The sequence below is a fragment of the Klebsiella sp. genome, from assembly GCF_027492335.1.
GTDB lineage: Bacteria > Pseudomonadota > Gammaproteobacteria > Enterobacterales > Enterobacteriaceae > Klebsiella > Klebsiella huaxiensis.
In genome coordinates, this window is sequence record NZ_JAPUEW010000027.1 from 75,361 (window position 1) to 96,703 (window position 21,343).

Sequence of the window (21,343 nt, forward strand, 5' to 3'; positions counted from 1 at the left end):
ATGATGATCGTCAGAAAATTTGAATGTAAGAGGTGGTAAAGAGTTCATTCTTCCTCTCGCGGTCGGCAATTAATACAGATATTATTAATGATAATCATTATCATAAGGAGGTGAATAATGTCATCACCAGTTATATTGACCCTGTTAGCAGGTAGTGCCACCTTTATCGGTGCCATTTTCGGCGTTATCGGGCAGAAGCCGTCCAATCGCTTATTGGGATTTTCCCTGGGTTTCGCTGCCGGGATTATGCTGCTGATCTCACTGATGGAGATGTTGCCCGCCGCGCTGAGAACCGAAGGCATGTCACCATTGCTTGGCTACGGTATGTTTATTATCGGCCTGCTGGGCTACTTTGCTCTTGACCGCCTGCTACCGCACGCCCACCCGCAGGATCTGATGATCCCAGGCATCTCGCGCCCGCGTAATTTGCGGCGTACGGCAATGCTCCTGACGTTAGGCATCAGCCTGCATAACTTTCCGGAGGGAATCGCCACCTTCGTGACGGCCAGCAATAACCTTGAGTTAGGTATGGGGGTCGCATTAGCAGTCGCGCTACACAATATTCCTGAAGGACTGGCGGTCGCCGGTCCGGTATACGCCGCCACCGGTTCCAGAAGTAAAGCCGTGTTCTGGGCTGGCATTTCCGGTATGGCGGAAATCCTCGGTGGCCTGCTGGCCTGGCTTATCCTCGGCAGTCTGGTATCTCCGGTAGTAATGGGGGCAATTATGGCCGCTGTCGCCGGGATAATGATCGCGCTCTCGGTTGATGAACTCATGCCGCTGGCAAAAGAGATAGATCCTCAGAGCAATCCCAGTTATGGGGTATTGTGCGGAATGTCAGTGATGGGATTAAGTCTGGTTATACTGCAAACAATGGGGATTGGCTAAATTAATGCTCCAAATATCTGGGGTATTATATTTCGCTTGTCAATTCACCATGTGAATTCATGGTAAATGATAAATAAAAAAACAATATCCTGTTTAACCCCAAGGAAATTGAACTTATTTATATATATTATTTAATAATATTTCCACTTGTTTTTTAATATTAAAACAGGATAGCTCCCACGGTCAAAAAAAGATCATAAAATTCACAAAATGGATTATTTTTCGATAACTTACACAAAAAATCATTATAAAAACAAGGAAAGTCTTAAAATACATACATTTTAGAGAATTTTTTAAGCACGCCTTACAATTTAATTAACTATAAGTAACAAGTGTAACAGATGGTTACGTGATAATTTCCGCGTCGTGAGTTAATATTGCTTTCATGAAACTTTAATATTTAACTCCAGAAAGTTATTTATATCCGTTCTAAATGAGTTCTTTATAAAGGATTATATTCCATGTTTAAAAAAACGCTGCTTGCTGTTGTCACTACCGCTCTTTTTTCTGCTACTGCTTTTAATGCAAGCGCTGACGATCAGGGCCACGGTATTGTCACTTTCTCTGGTACTGTAATTACTGCACCTTGCTCTGTTGCACCGGAAAGCTCTCAGATTGACGTAGATCTGGGTCAGGTTGCTGATACCGTACTGAACGGTGGCCAGTATTCACAGTCTGCAGACTTCACTATTAAACTGCAGGACTGCGTTCTGACCAGCACTGATACTGAGGGGGTAAAAACCACTATTGATAAAGTCAATGTGACCTTCACTTCTGCTAACGTAGATACTACTGACACCAGCCTGATGGCTAACACTAAAGAAAACAACTACGGCGGTGCGACTGGCGTTGGCGTACGTATTCTGGACGCTGGCTATAACACCTTCGACCTGGGCGTAGCACTGCCGGTAACATTTACCGACGTCAACAACCCAACTCAGAACCTGGACTTCCACGCTCGCATGGAATCTTTGGCTAAAAATGCTACCGAGGGCGATGTTTACGCTCAGGCGAACTACGTCCTGGCTTATAAATAATCACATAATCGATTAATTTTATCGATTCAAGCCGGTGGGGATTCACCGGCTTTCCAGGTCTATTTTATTAAAAGAAACGGATTTTATGCGTACTATTATTCACTCCGGTCTAACGCCAAAAAAAATATCCCTTTTAATAAAGCACACCCTCTATTCAGCATGTGTTACCGCATCCCTATCCGCACCGCTTTATGCTATTGAATTCAATACCGATATGATCGATGCCGAGGACCGGCAGAATATAGACCTCTCACAGTTTGAAAAAAAAGGATACATTCCAGTTGGCACCTATTTGGTCCACGTAAAAATCAACAAAAATAGGCTACCCAATGTCTATAGCCTGGAGTGGATTAAAGCCGAAAACGAAAGCGGTTCTCAGCTCTGTTTGACTAAAGATCGTCTGACAGAATTTGGCTTTGCCAATTCGTTTATTGAACCTCTGCAAACATTAGATCAGCAAAGTTGCCTTGATTTCAGCCATAAACCAGAGCTGATTATTCGTCTGGATAAAGCGAATATGGAGCTGACGTTAACCGTACCCCAGGCATGGATGAAATATCAGGCTAAAAACTGGACTCCGCCGGAATATTGGGACGATGGTATTGCTGGTCTTATGCTGGACTATAACCTTTACTCCAGCCAGTACACGCCGAACCAGGGCGACAGCAACCAGAGCTTTAACTCATATGGTACCTTGGGGTTCAACCTTGGTGCCTGGCGCTTGCGCAGCGATTACCAATACGATCAGTCATTTGTTGAGCGTAAATCCACTGGCACCAACAGCAGCCTGCCGCGCACTTATCTGTTTCGGCCGATTCCGTCTCTGGCATCGAAATTTACCATGGGCCAATACGATCTTAGTTCAGATCTCTACGATACGTTTCATTTTACCGGAGCTTCGCTGGAAAGTGATGAACAAATGCTGCCGCCAGATTTGCGCGGCTATGCTCCGCAGATAACCGGCATCGCTCAGACTAACGCCAAAGTAACCGTGATGCAGAATGGTCGTATGCTCTATCAGACAACCGTCTCCCCAGGACCATTCACTATCAGCGATCTGGGCACCACCCTGCAGGGGCAGTTGGACGTTACTATCGAAGAGGAAGATGGGCGTAAGAGTACGTTTCAAGTGAGTTCAGCATCAATCCCGTTTCTGACACGCAAGGGACAGGTTCGGTATAAAAGCTCAGTAGGTAAACCGACATCAACGACCCATAACGATGTGAATAACCCGCTTTTCTGGACTGGTGAAGCCTCATGGGGCTGGTTGAACGATGTGTCCCTGTACGGCGGCGCTATCGTCACCGCCGATGATTATCAGGCGGCAACCGGTGGGGTCGGCTTTAACCTCAACAGCTTTGGCTCGCTCTCCTTCGACGTCACCCGTGCAGAAGCCAATTTACGTGATGATAATGAGGGCAAGCAGCGCGGCTTCAGCTATCGTGCTAACTACGCCAAGCGCTTTGAGGAAACCGGTAGCCAGATAACCTTCGCTGGATACCGTTTCTCGGATAAAGAGTACGTCACGATGAATGAATATATCAATTCACGCAACGGTGACGACTCCAGCAGCAATGAAAAAGAGAGCTATGTCCTCTCCTTTAACCAGTACGTCGCACCACTGGCAGTCAATACGTATTTAAGCGTCACACGTAATACCTACTGGAACAGTGAAACAAACACCAACTATTCATTCTCCATCAGCCGTAATTTTGATATTGGTGACTTTAAAAATATTTCCGCCTCTCTGGCGATGAGCCGCGTGAGTTGGGATGACGAAGAAGAGAATCAATACTACTTCTCGATTAGCCTGCCGCTGGAAAATAACCGTAATATTATGTATAGCCTGCAGCGCTATGGCGATGACTCAGCGACGCAAACGGCGACCTGGTACGATGGTTCTGACCGCAACAACCCGTGGAATCTGTCCGTTTCCGGCACTGATAAAGAGTTTGGTGATGGCGAAGCGGCCATGCGTGGCTACTACCAGCACTATTCACCTTATGGCCGCCTGAACGTGAACGGCACCGTGCAACCCAGCAATTACCGCTCGTTCAGCGCGGGCTGGAACGGCTCATTTACTGCGACTCGTCACGGCGCGGCGCTTCATGACTATAACGCGGGCAACAGCTCTCGCGTGATGGTTGATGCGGATGGCATATCCGGCGTGGAAGTAAATAATAACCGTAGCATGACCAATATGTTCGGCATTTCCGTGGTTCCTTCAGTGGGTAACTACACAACTGCCACGGTGATGGTGAACAACAATAACCTGCCTGATGGCGTGGATGTGACCAACTCGGTTATCCGCACCACGCTGACCGAAGGGGCCATTGGTTATATGCCGCTTAGCGCCACCAAAGGCTATCAGATTATCGGCGTCATCCGGCTGGAAAATGGACAATTCCCACCGCTGGGCGTGACCGTCACGGATAAAGCAACCGGTCGCGATATGGGTTTAGTCGCCGATGACGGCTTTGTGTATCTGAGCGGCGTCCAGGAAAATAGCATGCTGACGCTAAAATGGAACGACAAAGTTTGTGATATTACACCGCCTAACCACAGCAATACCGATGGTCAGGCCGTTATTTTACCGTGTAAACCCGCACATTAATTCAGGATGAAGATAATGAAAATTAACACGCTTGCGAAAGGATTATTATGCCTGCTGGGCACCAGCTTTGCGGTCAATGCCGCGGTGTCGCCCGACAGAACCCGCATCATTTTTAACCAGTCGGATAAAAGCGTTTCCGTGCGCTTGACCAACCAAAGCACAACTGCCCCCTTCCTTGCCCAATCATGGATTGAGGACAAGGATAATAAAAAATCCCGCAACTATATAACCGCCGTTCCACCGATGGTGCGTCTGGAAGCTGGTGAACAGGTCCAGGTCCGTCTAATGCCTCAGCCAACGCTGGCACAGCTTCCCGCCGATAGAGAATCGCTGTTTTACTACAATATTCGTGAAATCCCGCCGCGCTCAGAACAGAAAAACGTCATGCAAATCGCTATGCAGAGCCGTATTAAAATTTTCTGGCGGCCAAAGGCCATAGAAGTTAAAAATGGGCAGTCGAGCCTGATCGGAAAATTCGATGTTAGCCGCACCGGCAGCGGATTAGTGCTAAAGAATAAATCCCCCTATTTTGTGACCGTTGGCTATATTGGCACCAATGGCAAAACGCTGTTGCCAAAAACGTCAAGCATGATGGCCGACCCCTTTGGCCAGGCGTCACAAGAAATTAAAAACCTGCCAGCAAATTTCCAGATTGGCTTTATTGGCGATTACGGCGGCCTGCATATGTTTAAAATTAGCTGCAACTCGGTGCAGACCATATGTCAGTCTGAACCAGTGAAAAAGGGATAATGATGAAAAGATTATTTAGCTTTTTAGCATTATTAACCTGCCTGTTTTCGTTACCCTCCTGGGCAGTTGACTGCTATCAGAATAGCAAAGGGGGCCTGACTGAAGCTAAGATCGAGCTCCCCTCATTTACCATCCCAAGCGATATCACACTTAACCAGAAGGTATGGGAAAGCCCGGATATTACTATGACCGTCTACTGCGATAATGCAACAGGCTGGAGTAAATCAAATCAAACGGAAGATCTCTATGCATGGATAAAACTCTCGGCATTTAACAGCACCGAGGTCCTGAATAACCCCTACTTTACTTTTGGCGTTACCTACAATGGTGCCGATTATGAAGGGAACGACCAGGGAATCGATACCGGAGCTTGCCTGGATAAATTCGAGCAGTATTACGATGGTATATACCACGACCCAGTGTGTAACGGTTCAACGCTACAAAAAAACATAACCTTTAATGCTCGTTTTCGTTTATACGTTAAGGTCAAAGCAATCCCACCAGACAGTACAACGGTTTATAATTTTGGCAAAATTAACGTTCTACAGTTTGATGGCGAAGGAGGTGCAAACCTGGCTAAAAATGCTAAAAACTTGCGTTTTTACATTGATGGACTAGATAACATTCACTATTTAAGTTGCAGCGCATCAATTAAAATCTTACCTGAAAGTCAGGTTGTTGATTTTAAAACCATCACTAACATCAACCTTGCTAACCATACGGATACTCAAAAGACTTTTAGCATCTCTACCGTCAGGGATCAAACTGCAGGGTGTACGGAGCAGTTTGATATTACGACCAGCTTCTATACCAGCGATGCACCTTATAACGATACGCATCTGGATCTAGGGAACGGTTTGCTCTTGAACGTTTTCGACAACACGCTCAACACAGCGGTTTTATTTAACCAGTATATGACTTTTACAACCTACATCCCAAGTGCCCCATCAACAGTCACACATAACTATACGGCTGAGCTAACCACTCATCCCACTAAGAAACTGGTGGAAGGTCCATTTAGTAAAGACGTTATTATCAAAATAAACTATCAGTAATGTCTATGTAGACTTAAACACGCCTGTACAATTTACAGGCGCATGTGTATTACAAAACAATATGTAAATCCGACCCTCGTAATACCTGGGGTGTATCCGCTGGAGCCGCCAGCGAAAGGCTGAATAACGGCGCGCAGTTCCACACCGACTATCAGCACCAGCCCCCGTTGGCGATCTCCAGCTTTCTGGTAGCTACGTCGCCAGCGATTACACCTCTGCCAGCTGGGATGGCTCTTTCACTGCAACTTGTCACGGTGCCGCATTCCATCACCATAGCGTCAGTAAGGAGCCGCGTCTGATGGTCAGCACCGATGGTATTGCCGATATTCCGCTGCAAGAGGATGCAAACAAAACGAACATATTTGGTTATACCGTCGTACCGATGCTCTCCAGCTATCAGCCGACCACCATCGTTGTGAACCCTCTCACTACTCAGGCAGCAATTGCCCCCGACCGCACACGGGTCATTTTTAATGACAGCAGCAAAGCGGCGAGAACGCCAGCAAAGACCTTCCCTACCTCGCCTACTCGTGTATTGAGGATGAAAAAGGGAACAAGAGCGATACGTTTTTTGCCGTACTCCCCACAATGCAGCGCCTCGAACCAGGAGCCATCACTCAGGTTCGCATCGTCAAATAGGGCAGCGGCAGTACGCTACCGAAAGATCGTGAATATCTGTTTTACTACAACGTGCGCGAAATTCCTCCGACTCCTGATGCAGCGGATAATCACGCAATCGTGCAGGTCGCCATGCAATCCCGAATCAAAATGTTCTGGCGTCCGGCCGCGCTGAAGAAAAAACCAGGTGATAAAAGCGATGCCAATGGTAAAACCAGCGAGAATGTCTACGTATGGGTTAACCCTTATTCATCTGCTGATGATCCTTATTACCCGCCAGGCGTGACCTACTCAGGAGTGGATTATGATTCAACCCAGGGCGCTGTTGGCATTGATACCAACACTTGTATTGATAACATCGACTATCAGAAATTTACGCCAGCACAAATTATTGCCTCCAACTGGGAGGATCGCCTCTGTTCTAAAAATGCTGAAGATACGCACTACTCACGGACGTTCATTGCCCGTATGCGGCTGTATGTAAAAATCAAATCCATGCCGCCGCATGATTATCAAAGCACGTTGGCCGATGATGATACCGCGCTGCTGCCAGGTAATGGACTACAGCTGAAGATTCGCAACCCGACAGAAAACAGCCTCTACACCTTTAAGCAGTATGCCGAATACGCTGACTTCACCGGCTCGTTACTCACCGTTAAACAGGATTATCAAGCCGAGCTATCTAAATTCTCCGGTCAAAATGTTAAAACCGGGCATTTCGAATCCGTCGTGTTGTTTAAAATTAACTACAACTAGAAACGACAAAGCCGGGATAACCCGGCTTTTTTTTGGCGTTGACGTCAGCGATCAGCCAGCTTTACGTTCGTGCTCACGACGATAAGCTGATAAATCTTCGATAGTCACTACGGCCATATTATGTTGCTGAGCAAACTCGATGCACTGCGGCGCACGGGCCATGGAGCCATCGTCATTAGTCAGTTCGCACAGTACGCCTGCCGGTTTGAAACCCGCCAGAGTCACCAGATCGATAGTTGCTTCAGTATGACCACCACGGGTCAGGACGCCGCCCGGCTGCGCACGCAGCGGGAAGACGTGGCCAGGACGGTTCAGGTCTGAAGGTTTTGCGCCATCGGCAATCGCCGCACGCACGGTAGTCACACGGTCAGCGGCAGAAACGCCGGTGGTGACACCTTCAGCAGCTTCAATGGTCACGGTAAAACCGGTGCCGTAAGCGCTGGTGTTGTTTTCAACCATCATTGGCAGGTCGAGCTGTTTGCGACGATCTTCAGTCAGGCACAGGCAGACAATACCACTGCCGTGACGAATGGTCAGCGCCATCTGCTCAACGGTCATGGTTTCAGCGGCGAAAATCATATCGCCTTCGTTTTCACGGTCTTCATCGTCAAGCACCATCACACCACGGCCTTCGCGCAGTGCATTTAAAGCGTGTTCCACACGTTCAAAAGCGGTACCAAAAGAAGAAAGGAGCGTCTGATTCATGGTAAAAAAACCTCATTAAAATTATGGTTACCAGAATCAGGGCAGTCTTAGGAGCGCCGGTTTAGCGGCAAAAGTCAACGCAAGCGGATCGAAACCCGACTGAGCCGTTACTCTCTCCCATCCGGACTCTAACCGTCGGCCCCGGAATCACACCGGATCTGCTGACCTTTCTGCTTTCGCAGAAAGCGCTCGCGGGCTTTCAACGCTATGGTTGATTTACCGCCGGTGGGGAATTTCGCCCCGCCCTGAGAATAAGCACAGCAACTATAACGCTATTGACTATCGTCGGCAATGCATAAGCTTCAAACATTTATGGTTTATCGGTACCGACGATCGCACTACAATGAGCGGCAAACCGACCAGATCAGGAAACCACCATGATTGACCCGAAAAAAATTGAACAGATCGCCCGTCAGGTCCATGAGTCAATGCCAAAAGGCCTTCGTGACCTTGGAGAAGATGTGGAGAAAAAAATTCGTCAGGTGCTCCAGTCGCAATTAACTCGTCTGGATCTGGTAAGCCGCGAAGAGTTTGATGTGCAGACGCAGGTGCTACTGCGTACACGTGAAAAACTGGCTTTGCTGGAACAACGCCTGAGCGAACTAGAAAGCCGCTCGGCGAGCGTGTCGGTGACTCCGGACGCAGAAGAGAAGCTGTAAAACAAGCAACGGGCCTTTCGGGCCCGTTGTAGTCTCAGTGTTCCAGCTCCGCCTCTGGGATCATGGCCTTACTCACCTGCTGGCGGTAAAACTCATATCGTTGACAAAACCATTCGCGATGCGCTTCATCCATGTTACCGACAATGGCCTGAAGATCGACGGGCTGACCTTGTGCGTACATTCTGGCGAAACTCTGAGCCAGAAAATCAAAATTCTTCATCAAATACATGTCTTTATTATTCATCCGCATACTCCTTCAGCCGTTGGTATTCTGATTGGTCATATGCTTTTTACTCACTTCAGTATTTACCCTTACCTTAACTTTTTTTGGGCGAAAAATGCGCTCAAAGTGGCTATTTATTGCGCTGAATCATAATTCTCATCATTAGGTTTTAAAGTGTGATCTCACAACGCTGAACCTATCTCCTCTTTGTCTGCAGGCCCCCCTGGATACTGCACGGTTTAAGCTCCATCTGAGCGCATTAAAAAACAAAAGGAATAGCGATATTACCTATTCTATTGCTCGTATTATTGTTAAACTAACCACCAGTATCCGGGTAAAATCTTTATAAGATCTTTCACGAATAAGGAGATTCATGCATCTATTTTCCGAATACAACAACCCTTATCTTTTTGCACTATCATTCGTACTCCTTATTGGTCTTCTGGAAGTTATTGCGCTTATTTTCGGACATCTGCTTTCCGGCATTATTGACGCACATTTAAATCATTTTGACTCTTTAACTTCCGGTAACATCGGTCAGGTTCTTCATTATCTGAATATCGGGCGAATCCCTGCACTTATCGTACTCTGTCTGCTGGGAGGCTATTTTGGGTTTCTCGGTATCATCATTCAGCATGCCTGGGTAAGCCTTATGTCATCGCCATTGAACAATTTCCTGTTAGCACCGGTCTGTCTGGTGATCTCTGGCATCGCGGTACACTACACGGGAAAAGCCATTGCACCATGGCTGCCGCTGGATGAAACCACGGCGATTACCGAAGACGATTTTATTGGCAGTATGGCTCTTATTACCGGCCATTTTGCCGAGTCAGGCCGTCCGTGCGAAGGAAAGTTCACGGATAAATTTGGTCAAACACATTATTTATTAATTGAGCCGGAAGAGGGTAAAGAGTTTAAAAGAGGGGATCGGGTTCTAATTATCCTCAGACTTACCTCAACACGTTATTTAGCTGAGCTTAACCCCTGGCCACACGTTTTATAGTTTGTTTCTCATAAATAAGGAGGTTACATAATGGATGGCATTACTGGCTTATTCCCCTCATGGATGTTTACGGCGGGCGTCGCCGTCATTGTTCTATTGGTTATTGGCATTATTTTCGCCAGACTCTATCGCCGGGCTTCAGCGGAACAGGCTTTTGTCCGTACAGGTCTTGGCGGACAAAAGGTGGTCATGAGCGGTGGGGCTATCTCCATGCCCATTTTCCACGAAATCATCCCGATCAACATGAATACCCTGAAGCTTGAAGTTAGCCGCTCCACGGCCGACAGCCTGATCACCAAAGATCGTATGCGCGTTGACGTCGTTGTGGCCTTTTTCGTCAGGGTCAAACCGTCTGTCGAAGGTATTGCTACCGCAGCGCAAACCCTCGGCCAACGCACATTATCGCCGGAAGATCTGCGCATGCTGGTCGAAGATAAGTTCGTGGATGCCCTGCGCGCCACCGCGGCACAGATGACCATGCATGAGCTGCAGGATACACGCGAGAATTTCGTGCAGGGCGTACAAAATACCGTTGCTGAAGATTTATCCAAAAACGGCCTGGAGCTGGAAAGCGTCTCGTTGACAAACTTCAACCAGACTTCGAAAGAACACTTCAACCCCAACAACGCCTTTGACGCCGAAGGTTTGACTAAGCTCACCCAGGAGACGGAGCGCCGTCGTCGCGAACGTAATGAAGTCGAACAGGACGTTGAAGTCGCCGTGCGGGAAAAAAACCGCGATGCTCTGTCGCGCAAGCTCGAAATCGCGCAGCAAGAAGCCTTTATGACGCTTGAGCAGGAGCAGCAGGTGAAAACCCGCACCGCCGAGCAAAACGCGAAAATCGCCGCTTTTGAAGCGGAACGCCATCGCGAAGCGGAACAAACACGTATCCAGGCTGAACGACAGATTCAGGAAAGTGAAATCGAACGCGAGCAGATTGTGCGGACTAAAAAGGTCGAAGCGGAGCGGGAAATTCGCATCAAAGAGATCGAGCAACAGCAGGCGACAGAAATTGCGAATCAGACAAAATCTATCGCTATCGCCGCAAAATCCGAGCAGCAGTCTCAGGCAGAAGCTCGTGCAAACGACGCGCTGGCCGAATCCGTCCGCGCACAGCAAAACGTTGAAACCACGCGCCAAACGGCGGAAGCCGATCGTGCGAAACAGGTTGCGTTAATCGCCGCTTCTCAGGATGCGGAAACCCAGGCGGTCGAGTTGACGGTTCGAGCAAAAGCAGAAAAAGAAGCCGCTGAGCTTCAAGCAGCGGCAATCGTGGAACTGGCAGAAGCCACAAAGAAAAAGGGCCTCGCGGAAGCGGAAGCCCAGCGCGCACTCAACGATGCTATCAACGTGCTTTCCGATCAGCAGACCAGTCTGAAATTCAAACTGGCACTGCTGCAATCACTACCGGCGGTTATCGAGAAATCCGTTGAGCCGATGAAGTCCATTGAAGGCATCAAGATTATTCAGGTTGACGGCCTTAACCGGGGCGGCGGCGCTGGCGGCACGGAAAATACAACCGTCAGCGCAGGCGGCAGCAATCTGGCGGAGCAGGCGTTGTCCGCAGCCCTTTCCTATCGTACCCAAGCACCGCTGATTGATTCACTGTTAAATGAAATTGGCCTCTCCGGTGGATCTCTGGCTTCTCTGGCTGCGCCGCTAACAACGTCAATTCCTGGCACCACCACGGCGAGTGAAGACATTCACGTAAAAACAACCACCGCCGAATAAAAAACGCCCTCCTGACAAGGGGGGCATTCAATAAAAAACCCGGCAATTTAATCGCGCCGGGTTTTGTCTATCATCAGAAAAACGCTTATTTTTCGCTATCTTTCTGGATCTTCTTAATGATATTGGTTGTCGAACAACCATCTTCAAAGTTGAGCACCAGCACCTCGCCGCCGTTTGCCCACACTTCTTCACTACCGGCAATCTGCTCCGGCTTGTAGTCGCCGCCTTTCACCAACAGGTCCGGCAGAATGCCTGCAATCAGCCGCTGTGGCGTATCTTCTTCAAAAGAGACCACCCAGTCGACAGCTTCCAGCGCGCCCAGCACGATCATTCGCTGATCCAGCGGGTTCACCGGGCGAGACTCGCCTTTCAGACGTTTGGTCGATGCGTCGCTGTTAACGGCAACAATCAGGCGGTCACCCAGCTTGCGCGCATTCGCCAGATAGGAGACGTGGCCCGCGTGCAGAATGTCGAACACGCCGTTGGTCATCACGACTTTCTCGCCGCGTTTACGCGCCGCGGCCACTGCCAGCTTCAGCTCTTCTTCGTTCATCACGCCAAAGCCCGTTTCTGAACGCCCGCGAACCGCATTTTCCAGCTCGATAGGCGAAACGGTAGAGGTACCGAGTTTGCCCACCACCACGCCTGCCGCCGCGTTGGCGAAGTAGCAGGCTTCTTCCAGCGAATTACCGGAAGCCAGCGTCGCGGCCAGCACGCCAATCACCGTATCGCCCGCGCCGGTAACGTCATAAACCTCCTGCGCCTGAGTCGGCATATGCAGAGCCGGTCGGCCCGGTTGCAGCAGCGTCATACCCTGCTCGGAGCGAGTGACCAGCAGCGCAGACAGCTCAAAATCAGTGATGATTTTCATCCCACGCTCAACGATTTCCGCTTCGTTCTGACATTTCCCCGCTACCGCTTCAAACTCGGATAGGTTCGGCGTCAGCAGCGTAGCACCACGATAGCGTTCAAAATCAGTGCCTTTCGGGTCGATCAACACCGGAACGCCCGCGTCACGAGCGAGCTTAATCATGGTCTGCACGCTGGTCAGCGCGCCTTTGGCGTAGTCAGACAGCACCAGCGCACCAATAGAGCTCAGCGCCTGCTGAATACGCTCGTGCATCGGCTGCGGATCGACACCAGAGAAACCTTCTTCGAAATCAAGACGAATCAGCTGCTGGTTGCGCGAAAGCACGCGTAGCTTGGTGATTGTTGGATGCGTCGGCAGGGAAACAAAGTCGCACTTCACATTAACATCGGCCAGCGCCTTGCTTAACGCACGGGCAGCATCGTCAATCCCGGTCAGGCCAACCAGGCGAGAAGTCGCACCGAGCGACGCAATGTTCATCGCTACGTTTGCCGCACCACCAGGACGTTCTTCGATATTTTCTACTTTCACCACCGGCACCGGCGCTTCCGGCGAAATTCGGCTAGTAGGGCCATACCAGTAGCGGTCCAGCATCACATCGCCAACCACCAACACTTCTGCACGTTCAAACTCTGGCAGCGTTACTTTCATTACTTTCTCCTGCGAGACGCAAACTTTGCGCGCGATAATAGCACACCCGTTTTTTTAGTTAAGCCATCAACCACTTCTGCCAGCTGGCGCTGACCTGTTCACGTTCCTGACTAAACGCGTCAGGCGCCACGTTCCCCGGCAGCTCCTGCAGGGCCAGGTGATGCAACGCATCGCGTAACGTGGTGTAGGCATGGGTCAATGCCCTCGCCTCTGCATCGTCCATAATATCGTTCTGCGCCAACAGTTCCAGAATGCGCACGTTATCAGACCAACGCGTGAGCTTAGGCTTATCACTGGCATAGCGTAGGACCAGATACTGGGTAATAAATTCAATATCCGTGATCCCGCCAGCATCAGCTTTAATATCAAAGCGATCATGGTGCTTATTGCCGAGGTGAGCGCGCATTTTTTCACGCATTTCCCGCACTTCAGTTTGCAGTTTTTCGCCTTCGCGCGCAGTGGTAAGAATATCCCGACGAATCACGTCAAAACGCGCCTGTAGCTCAGGGTCGCCATAAACAACGCGAGCGCGAACCAGCGCCTGATGTTCCCAGGTCCAGGCTTCGTTTTGCTGATAATCAGCAAAGGAATCGGTGGTGGTGACCAGCATACCCGCCGCGCCAGAAGGACGTAAGCGAGCATCCACTTCGTACAGAATGCCCGAAGGCGTTCGGGTGCTGAAAAGATGCATGATGCGCTGCGCCAGGCGCAGATAAAACTGGCGGCCATCAATTTCGCGATCGCCGTCGGTCATCACTTCCATCGGGCAGTCATGCAGGAACACCAGATCGAGGTCAGAACTGTAGCCCAGTTCCCAGCCCCCCAGTTTGCCGTAGCCAACCACCGCAAAGCCGCGCCCCTGGCGGTCATGCAGATGCGTTGGCTGACCATAGCGGGCGACCATTTGCAGCCATGCCTGCTGGACCACCGCGTCAATCATCGCCTCAGCCAGCCAGGTTAAGTGATCGCTCACTTTCATCACCGGCAGCGTCCCGGCTATATCGGCGGCAGCAATGTGTAACAACTGAGCCTGTTTGAACTGGCGCAATGCTTCCAGTTGCTGCTCTTCATCCTCTTCCGGCACGCGCAGCAGATACTGGCGCAACTCATCACGATATGCGTCAGTGGCCGTTGGCTGATAGAGGGTATTCGGATCCAGCAGTTCGTCCAGCAGCAGCGGGTGTCGCGCCAGCTGGCTGGCGACCATCGGCGAAGCGGCGCACAGGCTAATCAGATGCTTTAACGCGCCGGGGAATTCGCTCAGTAGTTCAAGATAAGTGGTACGGGTAACGATCCCGGTCAGTAGCGGCGTAATGCGCGCCAACGGTACCGGAGCATCCGCACGTGAACAAATTTCGCTAAGCAGATGCGGCATGAGCTGATCAAGCACCTGACGACCGCGCGGACCAATCGTGCGTCGGTCCAGTTCTTTACGGAAATCGGCGATCAGCGCCAGCACGCTGCGGCGATCGTTATCCGCAAGATGCGCCAGCGCCGGGCTGGTATCGTCCTCTTCAAGCGCGTCCTGCCACAGTTCTCGCCAGTACTCTGCGAGCTGTTCATCCGGCGACTGCGCTTCATCGTCGCCAATCAATTCATTAAAAACCTGTCGCACATTGGCCATCTGCTCGGCCAGCCGCGCGCTAAGGGCATCCCAGTCGGCAGCGCCCATCCCCCACGCCAGCCGGGCGCGATTAAGCTCATCCTGCGGCAGGGTTTGCGTCTGCTCGTCGTTGATGCTTTGCAGTAAGTTTTCCAGGCGACGTAAAAACAGATAGGCATCTCGCAGCCTTGGCGCATCGCCTTCAGGTAACAGATGAAGCTCTTCGATAGCGGCCAGCGTCGGCAACAAAGCACGCTGTTGCAGCATCGGCTCGCGCCCGCCGCGAATCAGCTGAAAGACCTGGACGATAAATTCAATCTCGCGGATACCGCCCGCGCCGAGCTTGATATTGTCCTTTAACCCTCGGCGACGAACTTCACGGGCAATCATCCCCTTCATGTTGCGCAGGGATTGAATAACGCTGAAATCGATGTAGCGACGGAAGACGAACGGTCGCAGCATGGCGCGCAACTCGCTGGCATAAATGCCATCGTTATCGCCCATAATCCGAGCTTTCACCATCGCGTATCGCTCCCAGTCGCGCCCCTGCTCCTGGTAATAATCCTCCAGCGCGGCGAAGCTCAACACCAGTGGGCCGCTATCGCCAAACGGGCGCAGGCGCATGTCGACGCGATAAACGAAACCATCCTGAGTGGGTTGATCCAAGACCTTGATTAAACGTTGTCCAAGACGGGTAAAAAACTGCGCGTTATCCAACTCCCGACGCCCACCTTGCGTGGAGCCGTGCTCTGGCCAGGCAAAAATCAGGTCGATGTCGGAGGAGAAGTTAAGCTCGCCGCCGCCAAGTTTACCCATCCCCAAAATCAACAGCGGCTGCGGCGAACCTTCAGCATTGCACGGAGTCCCCCATTCGCGGCAACAGGCAACGTAAAGCCAGTCGCGAGCGGCGACAATCAGCGTCTCCGCCAGCACGCTCAGTTGCTGCAAACTGCTCTCTTCGCTGACCAGCGATAACGACTGGGCCCAGGCGATACGCACCATTATCCAGCGGCGAAACTGGCGCAGCTCGCGCATCAACGTGGCTTCATCATTCACCTCTGCAAGACGCATCTGTAGCCAGTCGGCATAATGACGCCACTCCTGCGCCTCAGGCGGCGAGCTTTCAAGCTCCGCCAGCCATTGCGGTTGGGCGACCAGACTGTGCTCGACGAAATCGCTGAATGCCATCACCGACTGCGCCTGCTCACTTAATGTGGATACTGGAAAATCCGCCGGTAGCCGGTCTGTGACCGTCTGCCAGTGCTGCTGTAATTGCGAAGAAAGCGGCATCTTAGGGGCTCCCTGGCCTGAAATTATCGTTTTCCACTATGCAGCCAGAACGGCTCTGCTGCCAGCGCCTGGCGACGGAAATATTCGAGGACGCTGCTGTCATTATGCTCAATCGCCCGGTGGATTTCTTGCCAGCTTTCCAACCACGGCGCGGCAACATCTGCATACGCACCAGCCAGAAGCTGAACGCTGTCGATTTCGCGCGCCAGGCGCGGAAGCTGACCGACATACTCATCGGCTGACGGCTGCGCAATCGAGTTTTTCAGCTCAGCTGCCGCACGGGAGAGCTGAATATCAGCAAAACGTTTGAAAGAGCCGGTGATTTTCTGTTCACCGGCAGCGTTCATAAAGGGACGCCAGCCGCGATTCACCAGCCACTCGGTAAGCGCCAACTTAGCGCCAACACAGGCAACATTAAACAGCGCCGCCTGGGCGTTCTTTTCCTCCAACAACGCAGCTTCAGCTTCGTTCAAGCGCTCACGAAGTTGGGTCGTTGCCTTACGAGGGACAATGCCGCCAAACAACACCAGCGTATGCCGAACGCGGGCAATCGCATGCAAAATCTCGGCTTTCGCTTTTGAATTGCCACGATTGAGGAGTTCATCATGATAGAGCCAGTGCGCCAGCGCATTTTCCAGCGCCGCCTCCAGCGCCTGCTCCACGCTGGCCTTCGGCATCACACGCAAAACAGATAATGCGGTTAGCGGACGCTCTTCATTGCCCTGCGCCAGATGATAGCCGCGCGCCGCTTTGCTCAGGCTGCCCTGTCGCAGCACGCCGATATCCAGCAGGCGATGGGCAAGGGTCAGAATATCCTGCGGATCGCCAGACAACAGCTCCAGTTCCAGCTCGCAGATAGGCTCCTGATGCTCACCAGCTTTGACTTCCCCTCGATCGAGGGCAATTTCAATCTCGCTACTGCCTTCTTTCACTACCCATCTTTCACGTTCGAAATCGGTACTAAAAAGCGGCTGTACGTTCTGCGCAAGTTCGGCCGGCAGCTCGCCCTGTGGCCAGACTTCGGCAGGAAGCCTCTCCAGCGCCAGTTCTGGCTTTTCCAGCGCAATATTGTATTCCGGGCGCTGATGTAGCCCACCCACCACGCGACCGGCGATTTTCAGCGTCATTTCATAACGCCCCTGGTCACCGCGAATGCGCAGCCCCATATCGTGGCGACGCAGCCAATTGTCCGCCGTTTCGTAGTAAATATTCAGCAGTTGAGCTGCGGGCGTGTGTTTAGCTTCTAACGCGCTAAGGTGCTGACGCAGTACGTCTACACCATTGTGGGCGACGATAAACTTTAATTCGATTTCTTGAGCCATGGCTGAATTCTTCCGCTTATGTGCTGTGCCGGGAAAATGCGGCGAACTAACGACGATATTTCTTGTCAGTAAATAGTATTTTGCGGCGAATCGCCATGCAATGCGCATTTTGCCGGGCCACCTGTTGGATGATTCCGATTGTGGCGGAAAACTTTGCGTCGCTACGGTGATGCCACTACTATCGTTCAACTTTTTATGATCAAACGATGACCTGATGCCAAAATTACGCCTTATTACATTTACCTTGCTGGCGCTTAGCGCCGCCACGGCGGTTCACGCGGAAGAAAAGCGTTACGTTTCTGATGAACTGAATACCTGGGTTCGCAGCGGTCCGGGCGATAATTATCGTCTCGTGGGCACCATCAACGCCGGGGAAGAAGTCGCGGTGCTGCAAACTAATGACAGCACCAGTTATGCACAAGTGCGCGACAGCAGCGGTCGTACCGCCTGGATCCCACTAAAAGAGCTGAGCAATGAGCCCAGCATCCGCATCCGCGTGCCGGACCTGGAAAACCAGGTCAAAACCCTGACCGATAAGCTGAACAACATCGATACCACCTGGAACCAGCGTACGGCGGACATGCAAAAGAAAGTCGCCGGTAGCGATGCCGTTATCAACGGCCTGAAAGAAGAGAACCAAAAGCTGAAAAACGAGCTGGTTGTCGCGCAGAAGAAGGTGAGCGCCGCCAATCTGCAATTAGATGACAAACAGCGCACCATTATCATGCAGTGGTTTATGTATGGCGGCGGCGTGCTCGGCGTCGGCCTGCTCCTCGGTCTGGTATTGCCGCACCTGGTGCCGAGCCGCAAACGCAAAGACCGCTGGATGAACTAATTCGTCTTCTCTGCCAGACTTACGTATCATCGTGAGAAAACGAATACGGGAGAGTAAGGCGTGAAGGTTTATCTGGTCGGTGGTGCAGTGCGGGATGCGTTATTAAAGCTACCGGTTAAAGACAGAGATTGGGTCGTAGTTGGCACTACGCCTCAGCAATTACTCGACGCGGGCTACCAGCAGGTAGGCCGCGATTTTCCCGTGTTCCTTCATCCGCAAAGCCGTGAAGAATATGCTCTGGCGCGTACCGAGCGGAAATCCGGTTCCGGTTATACCGGCTTTACCTGCTATGCTGCCGCTGACGTTACCCTTGAGCAAGACCTGCAGCGCCGCGATCTAACGATTAATGCGCTGGCCCAGGATGCTGACGGCCAGATTATCGACCCTTATGGCGGCCAGGATGATTTGCGCCTGCGCCTGCTGCGCCACGTCTCGCCTGCATTTAGCGAAGATCCGCTGCGCGTTCTGCGCGTGGCGCGTTTTGCCGCCCGCTATGCGCATCTGGGCTTTCGCATCGCTGAGGAAACTATGGCGCTGATGCGCACGATGGCCGATGCCGGTGAACTTGCACACCTCACGCCCGAGCGGGTGTGGAAAGAAACGGAGAGCGCCCTCACCACCCGTAATCCCCAGGTTTTCTTTCAGACCTTACGCGACTGTCGTGCGCTCAAGGTGTTGTTCCCGGAAGTCGACGCCCTCTACGGAGTACCGGCACCTGCTAAATGGCATCCGGAAATCGACACGGGTCTGCATACCTTGATGACCGTCACGATGGCGGCAATGCTCTCTCCTGAAGTGGACGTGCGTTTCGCTACCCTGTGTCACGATCTCGGGAAAGGGCTGACGCCGAAAGAGCTCTGGCCACGCCATCATGGTCACGGCCCAGCAGGCGTTAAGCTGGTCGAGCAGCTTTGTGTTCGTCTGCGGGTACCCAATGAAATCCGCGATCTGGCAAAACTGGTCGCCGAATTTCACGATCTGATTCATACCCTGCCGATGCTACAGCCGAAAACGCTGGTCAAACTGTTCGATAATATCGACGCCTGGCGCAAGCCACAGCGGGTCAAGCAAATCGCCTTAACCAGCGAAGCCGACGTGCGCGGGCGCGCCGGTTTTGAAGCCTGCGATTACCCTCAGGGACGCCTGCTGCTGGAGGCCTGGGAAGTCGCCCGATCGGTCTCAACCAAAGAAGTGGTCGCGGAAGGTTTTCAGGGGATTGAGATTCGCGAAGAGCTGACGCGTCGGCGGATTAAAGCCGTAGCACAGTGGAAAGAAAAACGTTGCCCTCAGCAGCAAGACTGAGGGCCTGGTCTTATCAGAAGAAGACCACGTAGACCGCTGCCGCCACGACAAAACGGTAGATAGCGAACGGAATAAACGAGATACGTTTAATCAGCTGCAGGAAGGTTTTAATCGCAATCAGCGCGACGATAAACGCGGTGACAAAACCGACGGCAAACATCGGAATATCGCTAACGCTCAGGAAACCGATGCTCTTGTACATATCCAGCACGGTTGCGCCCATCATCATCGGCACCGCCAGCAGGAACGAGAACTCAGAAGCCGCATAGCGGCTTACGCCCATCAGCATCCCGCCAGAAATGGTCGCCCCGGAACGCGAGAAGCCCGGCCAAAGAGCCAGACACTGGAAGCAACCGATCACGAACGCCTGACGATAGGTCATATCGTCAATGCCTACTGCGCGCGGCTGTTTTGGCTTCAGCACTTCCGCCGCGATCAGCAGCACGCCGCCGACAATCAGCGCGTACATCACGTTAATCGGATTGAAAAGAGACTTAATGGAATCATGGAAAATCAGCCCCAGTACCACCGCCGGGATCATCCCAAGAAGAATATGAATAAGCGATAAACGACCACTTCCCTGGCCTTCATGCTCCGGTGGTTTACCGAAATGGATACCGATAAGACCGAACAGACGACGCCAGAACATCACAACAACCGCAAGAATCGAACCTAGCTGAATCACTACTTCAAAAGTATTCGCGGTATCGCCTTCAAAACCCAGAAGATGACCGACAATAATCATATGACCCGTACTGGAAACAGGTAAAAATTCTGTTAAACCTTCAACCACACCCAATATTGCCGCCACCAGCAGCGAGTGTATATCGCTCATCCAATTAAACCCTTTAAAAAGTAAAATGAAAAAAACCAGGAACGAAGAACCGAGCTACCAGGCATCATTATTCATCCAAAGACCGCGCGCAGAAACCGGAGCGTACAGGTTGTACGCGACGATTTCGAGCACTGCCCAGGGACAAAACGGTAAATAAAATAGCCTGATGACCGGATTCTATGACCGGTATAAACGCAATTTGTTTAACGAGTATGACCTGAAAAGTTTTGTTTCAGATTAAGGCCACGTTCAATAATGACGCCAACGTTGGCCGCCCGGGCTACTGCGCCAGGCTTGCTGACTTTAATACGTACCCATGGAGATTGGAAATTTTCCAGCAACAGGTCGGCAATTTCTTCCGCCACGCGCTCCACCAGCGCAAAACGCGCGCCCTCAACGTGGTTAATCACCAGCTCGCTGATATCAGCATAGCTGAGACAATCGCTGACATCATCACTGGCCGCGGCTTTGCGGTTGTCCCACGCCATTTCGATATCGAACACCAGCTTCTGCTCGATGGTTTGTTCCCAGTCGTAAACACCGATAGTGGTGATTACCGAAAGTTGCTCTATAAATACAATATCCATCACGACCTGCC

18 protein-coding genes, 2 pseudogenes and 1 riboswitch are annotated in these 21,343 nt (G+C 51.4%); of the genes and pseudogenes, 13 read left to right on the forward strand and 7 right to left on the reverse strand.

What is annotated here, in order from left to right:
- Positions 1-117 precede the first annotated feature (117 nt).
- The 8 genes and pseudogenes from zupT to QVF11_RS08975 all read left to right on the forward strand — a co-directional run bounded on the left by zupT (position 118) and on the right by QVF11_RS08975 (position 7,718).
- Positions 118-888, forward strand: a complete 771-nt coding sequence (gene zupT / locus QVF11_RS08940) for a zinc transporter ZupT (protein ID WP_112213705.1) — start codon at positions 118-120, stop codon at positions 886-888.
- Between the two features lie 461 nt (positions 889-1,349).
- Complete coding sequence (locus QVF11_RS08945; RefSeq protein ID WP_287856412.1) at positions 1,350-1,925, forward strand: fimbrial-like protein; 576 nt, start codon at positions 1,350-1,352, stop codon at positions 1,923-1,925.
- 85 nt (positions 1,926-2,010) lie between these two features.
- The gene (locus QVF11_RS08950) at positions 2,011-4,539 is read left to right on the forward strand and encodes a fimbria/pilus outer membrane usher protein (protein WP_287856414.1); all 2,529 of its coding nucleotides are present in this window, start codon (positions 2,011-2,013) and stop codon (positions 4,537-4,539) included.
- A gap of 15 nt (positions 4,540-4,554) precedes the next feature.
- On the forward strand, positions 4,555-5,289 hold the full coding sequence (locus tag QVF11_RS08955) for a fimbrial biogenesis chaperone (protein ID WP_287856416.1): 735 nt from the start codon (positions 4,555-4,557) through the stop codon (positions 5,287-5,289).
- 2 nt (positions 5,290-5,291) lie between these two features.
- Positions 5,292-6,344, forward strand: a complete 1,053-nt coding sequence (locus QVF11_RS08960) for a pilus assembly protein (protein WP_287856433.1) — start codon at positions 5,292-5,294, stop codon at positions 6,342-6,344.
- Between the two features lie 211 nt (positions 6,345-6,555).
- Positions 6,556-6,732: pseudogene (locus tag QVF11_RS08965) on the forward strand (fimbria/pilus outer membrane usher protein); the annotation flags it as partial.
- Between the two features lie 146 nt (positions 6,733-6,878).
- Positions 6,879-7,076, forward strand: a pseudogene (locus QVF11_RS28685) (fimbrial biogenesis chaperone); the annotation flags it as partial.
- Positions 7,077-7,094: 18 nt separating this feature from the next.
- On the forward strand, positions 7,095-7,718 hold the full coding sequence (locus tag QVF11_RS08975; protein ID WP_462660434.1) for a hypothetical protein: 624 nt from the start codon (positions 7,095-7,097) through the stop codon (positions 7,716-7,718).
- Between the two features lie 51 nt (positions 7,719-7,769).
- On the opposite strand, the gene ribB is transcribed toward QVF11_RS08975, so the two are convergent.
- Positions 7,770-8,423: a 3,4-dihydroxy-2-butanone-4-phosphate synthase gene (gene ribB / locus QVF11_RS08980; protein WP_112213700.1), complete on the reverse strand. Its 654-nt coding sequence runs from the start codon at positions 8,421-8,423 to the stop codon at positions 7,770-7,772.
- A gap of 105 nt (positions 8,424-8,528) precedes the next feature.
- A riboswitch (FMN riboswitch) is annotated at positions 8,529-8,680 on the reverse strand.
- 120 nt (positions 8,681-8,800) lie between these two features.
- Here ribB and ubiK point away from each other — a divergent pair.
- Positions 8,801-9,082 (forward strand): ubiquinone biosynthesis accessory factor UbiK, encoded by a 282-nt coding sequence (gene ubiK / locus QVF11_RS08985; protein WP_112213699.1) that lies wholly within the window; start codon positions 8,801-8,803, stop codon positions 9,080-9,082.
- 34 nt (positions 9,083-9,116) lie between these two features.
- On the opposite strand, the gene glgS is transcribed toward ubiK, so the two are convergent.
- On the reverse strand, positions 9,117-9,326 hold the full coding sequence (gene glgS, locus QVF11_RS08990) for a cell surface composition regulator GlgS (protein ID WP_142514369.1): 210 nt from the start codon (positions 9,324-9,326) through the stop codon (positions 9,117-9,119).
- Positions 9,327-9,678: 352 nt separating this feature from the next.
- On the opposite strand from glgS, the gene QVF11_RS08995 reads away from it, so the two are divergent.
- Both QVF11_RS08995 and QVF11_RS09000 read left to right on the forward strand, forming a co-directional pair.
- Entirely contained in the window at positions 9,679-10,308 is a 630-nt protein-coding gene (locus QVF11_RS08995) for an OB-fold-containig protein (protein WP_142514368.1), read from the forward strand.
- Between the two features lie 30 nt (positions 10,309-10,338).
- Entirely contained in the window at positions 10,339-12,039 is a 1,701-nt protein-coding gene (locus tag QVF11_RS09000; RefSeq protein WP_112213696.1) for a flotillin family protein, read from the forward strand.
- An 85-nt stretch (positions 12,040-12,124) separates the two neighbouring features.
- Here QVF11_RS09000 and hldE read toward each other — a convergent pair whose 3' ends face one another.
- The 3 genes from hldE to QVF11_RS09015 are packed head-to-tail and all read right to left on the reverse strand — an operon-like array spanning position 12,125 to position 17,773.
- Positions 12,125-13,558, reverse strand: a complete 1,434-nt coding sequence (gene hldE / locus QVF11_RS09005; protein WP_110273016.1) for a bifunctional D-glycero-beta-D-manno-heptose-7-phosphate kinase/D-glycero-beta-D-manno-heptose 1-phosphate adenylyltransferase HldE — start codon at positions 13,556-13,558, stop codon at positions 12,125-12,127.
- A 58-nt stretch (positions 13,559-13,616) separates the two neighbouring features.
- Positions 13,617-16,451: a bifunctional [glutamate--ammonia ligase]-adenylyl-L-tyrosine phosphorylase/[glutamate--ammonia-ligase] adenylyltransferase gene (gene glnE / locus QVF11_RS09010; RefSeq protein ID WP_287856423.1), complete on the reverse strand. Its 2,835-nt coding sequence runs from the start codon at positions 16,449-16,451 to the stop codon at positions 13,617-13,619.
- A 23-nt stretch (positions 16,452-16,474) separates the two neighbouring features.
- Complete coding sequence (locus tag QVF11_RS09015; protein WP_287856425.1) at positions 16,475-17,773, reverse strand: CYTH domain-containing protein; 1,299 nt, start codon at positions 17,771-17,773, stop codon at positions 16,475-16,477.
- Between the two features lie 214 nt (positions 17,774-17,987).
- Between QVF11_RS09015 and QVF11_RS09020 the strand changes: the two genes are divergently transcribed.
- Together QVF11_RS09020 and QVF11_RS09025 are read left to right on the forward strand one after the other, a co-directional pair.
- Positions 17,988-18,608, forward strand: a complete 621-nt coding sequence (locus QVF11_RS09020; RefSeq protein WP_112213692.1) for a TIGR04211 family SH3 domain-containing protein — start codon at positions 17,988-17,990, stop codon at positions 18,606-18,608.
- 60 nt (positions 18,609-18,668) lie between these two features.
- On the forward strand, positions 18,669-19,910 hold the full coding sequence (locus QVF11_RS09025) for a multifunctional CCA addition/repair protein (protein ID WP_142514364.1): 1,242 nt from the start codon (positions 18,669-18,671) through the stop codon (positions 19,908-19,910).
- Positions 19,911-19,923: 13 nt separating this feature from the next.
- Here QVF11_RS09025 and bacA read toward each other — a convergent pair whose 3' ends face one another.
- Positions 19,924-20,745 (reverse strand): undecaprenyl-diphosphate phosphatase, encoded by an 822-nt coding sequence (bacA, locus tag QVF11_RS09030; protein ID WP_142514363.1) that lies wholly within the window; start codon positions 20,743-20,745, stop codon positions 19,924-19,926.
- Positions 20,746-20,948: 203 nt separating this feature from the next.
- Positions 20,949-21,332 carry a bifunctional dihydroneopterin aldolase/7,8-dihydroneopterin epimerase gene (gene folB, locus QVF11_RS09035; RefSeq protein WP_112213690.1) on the reverse strand — a complete coding sequence of 128 codons (384 nt, stop codon included), beginning with the start codon at positions 21,330-21,332 and terminating at the stop codon, positions 20,949-20,951.
- Positions 21,333-21,343 lie beyond the last annotated feature (11 nt).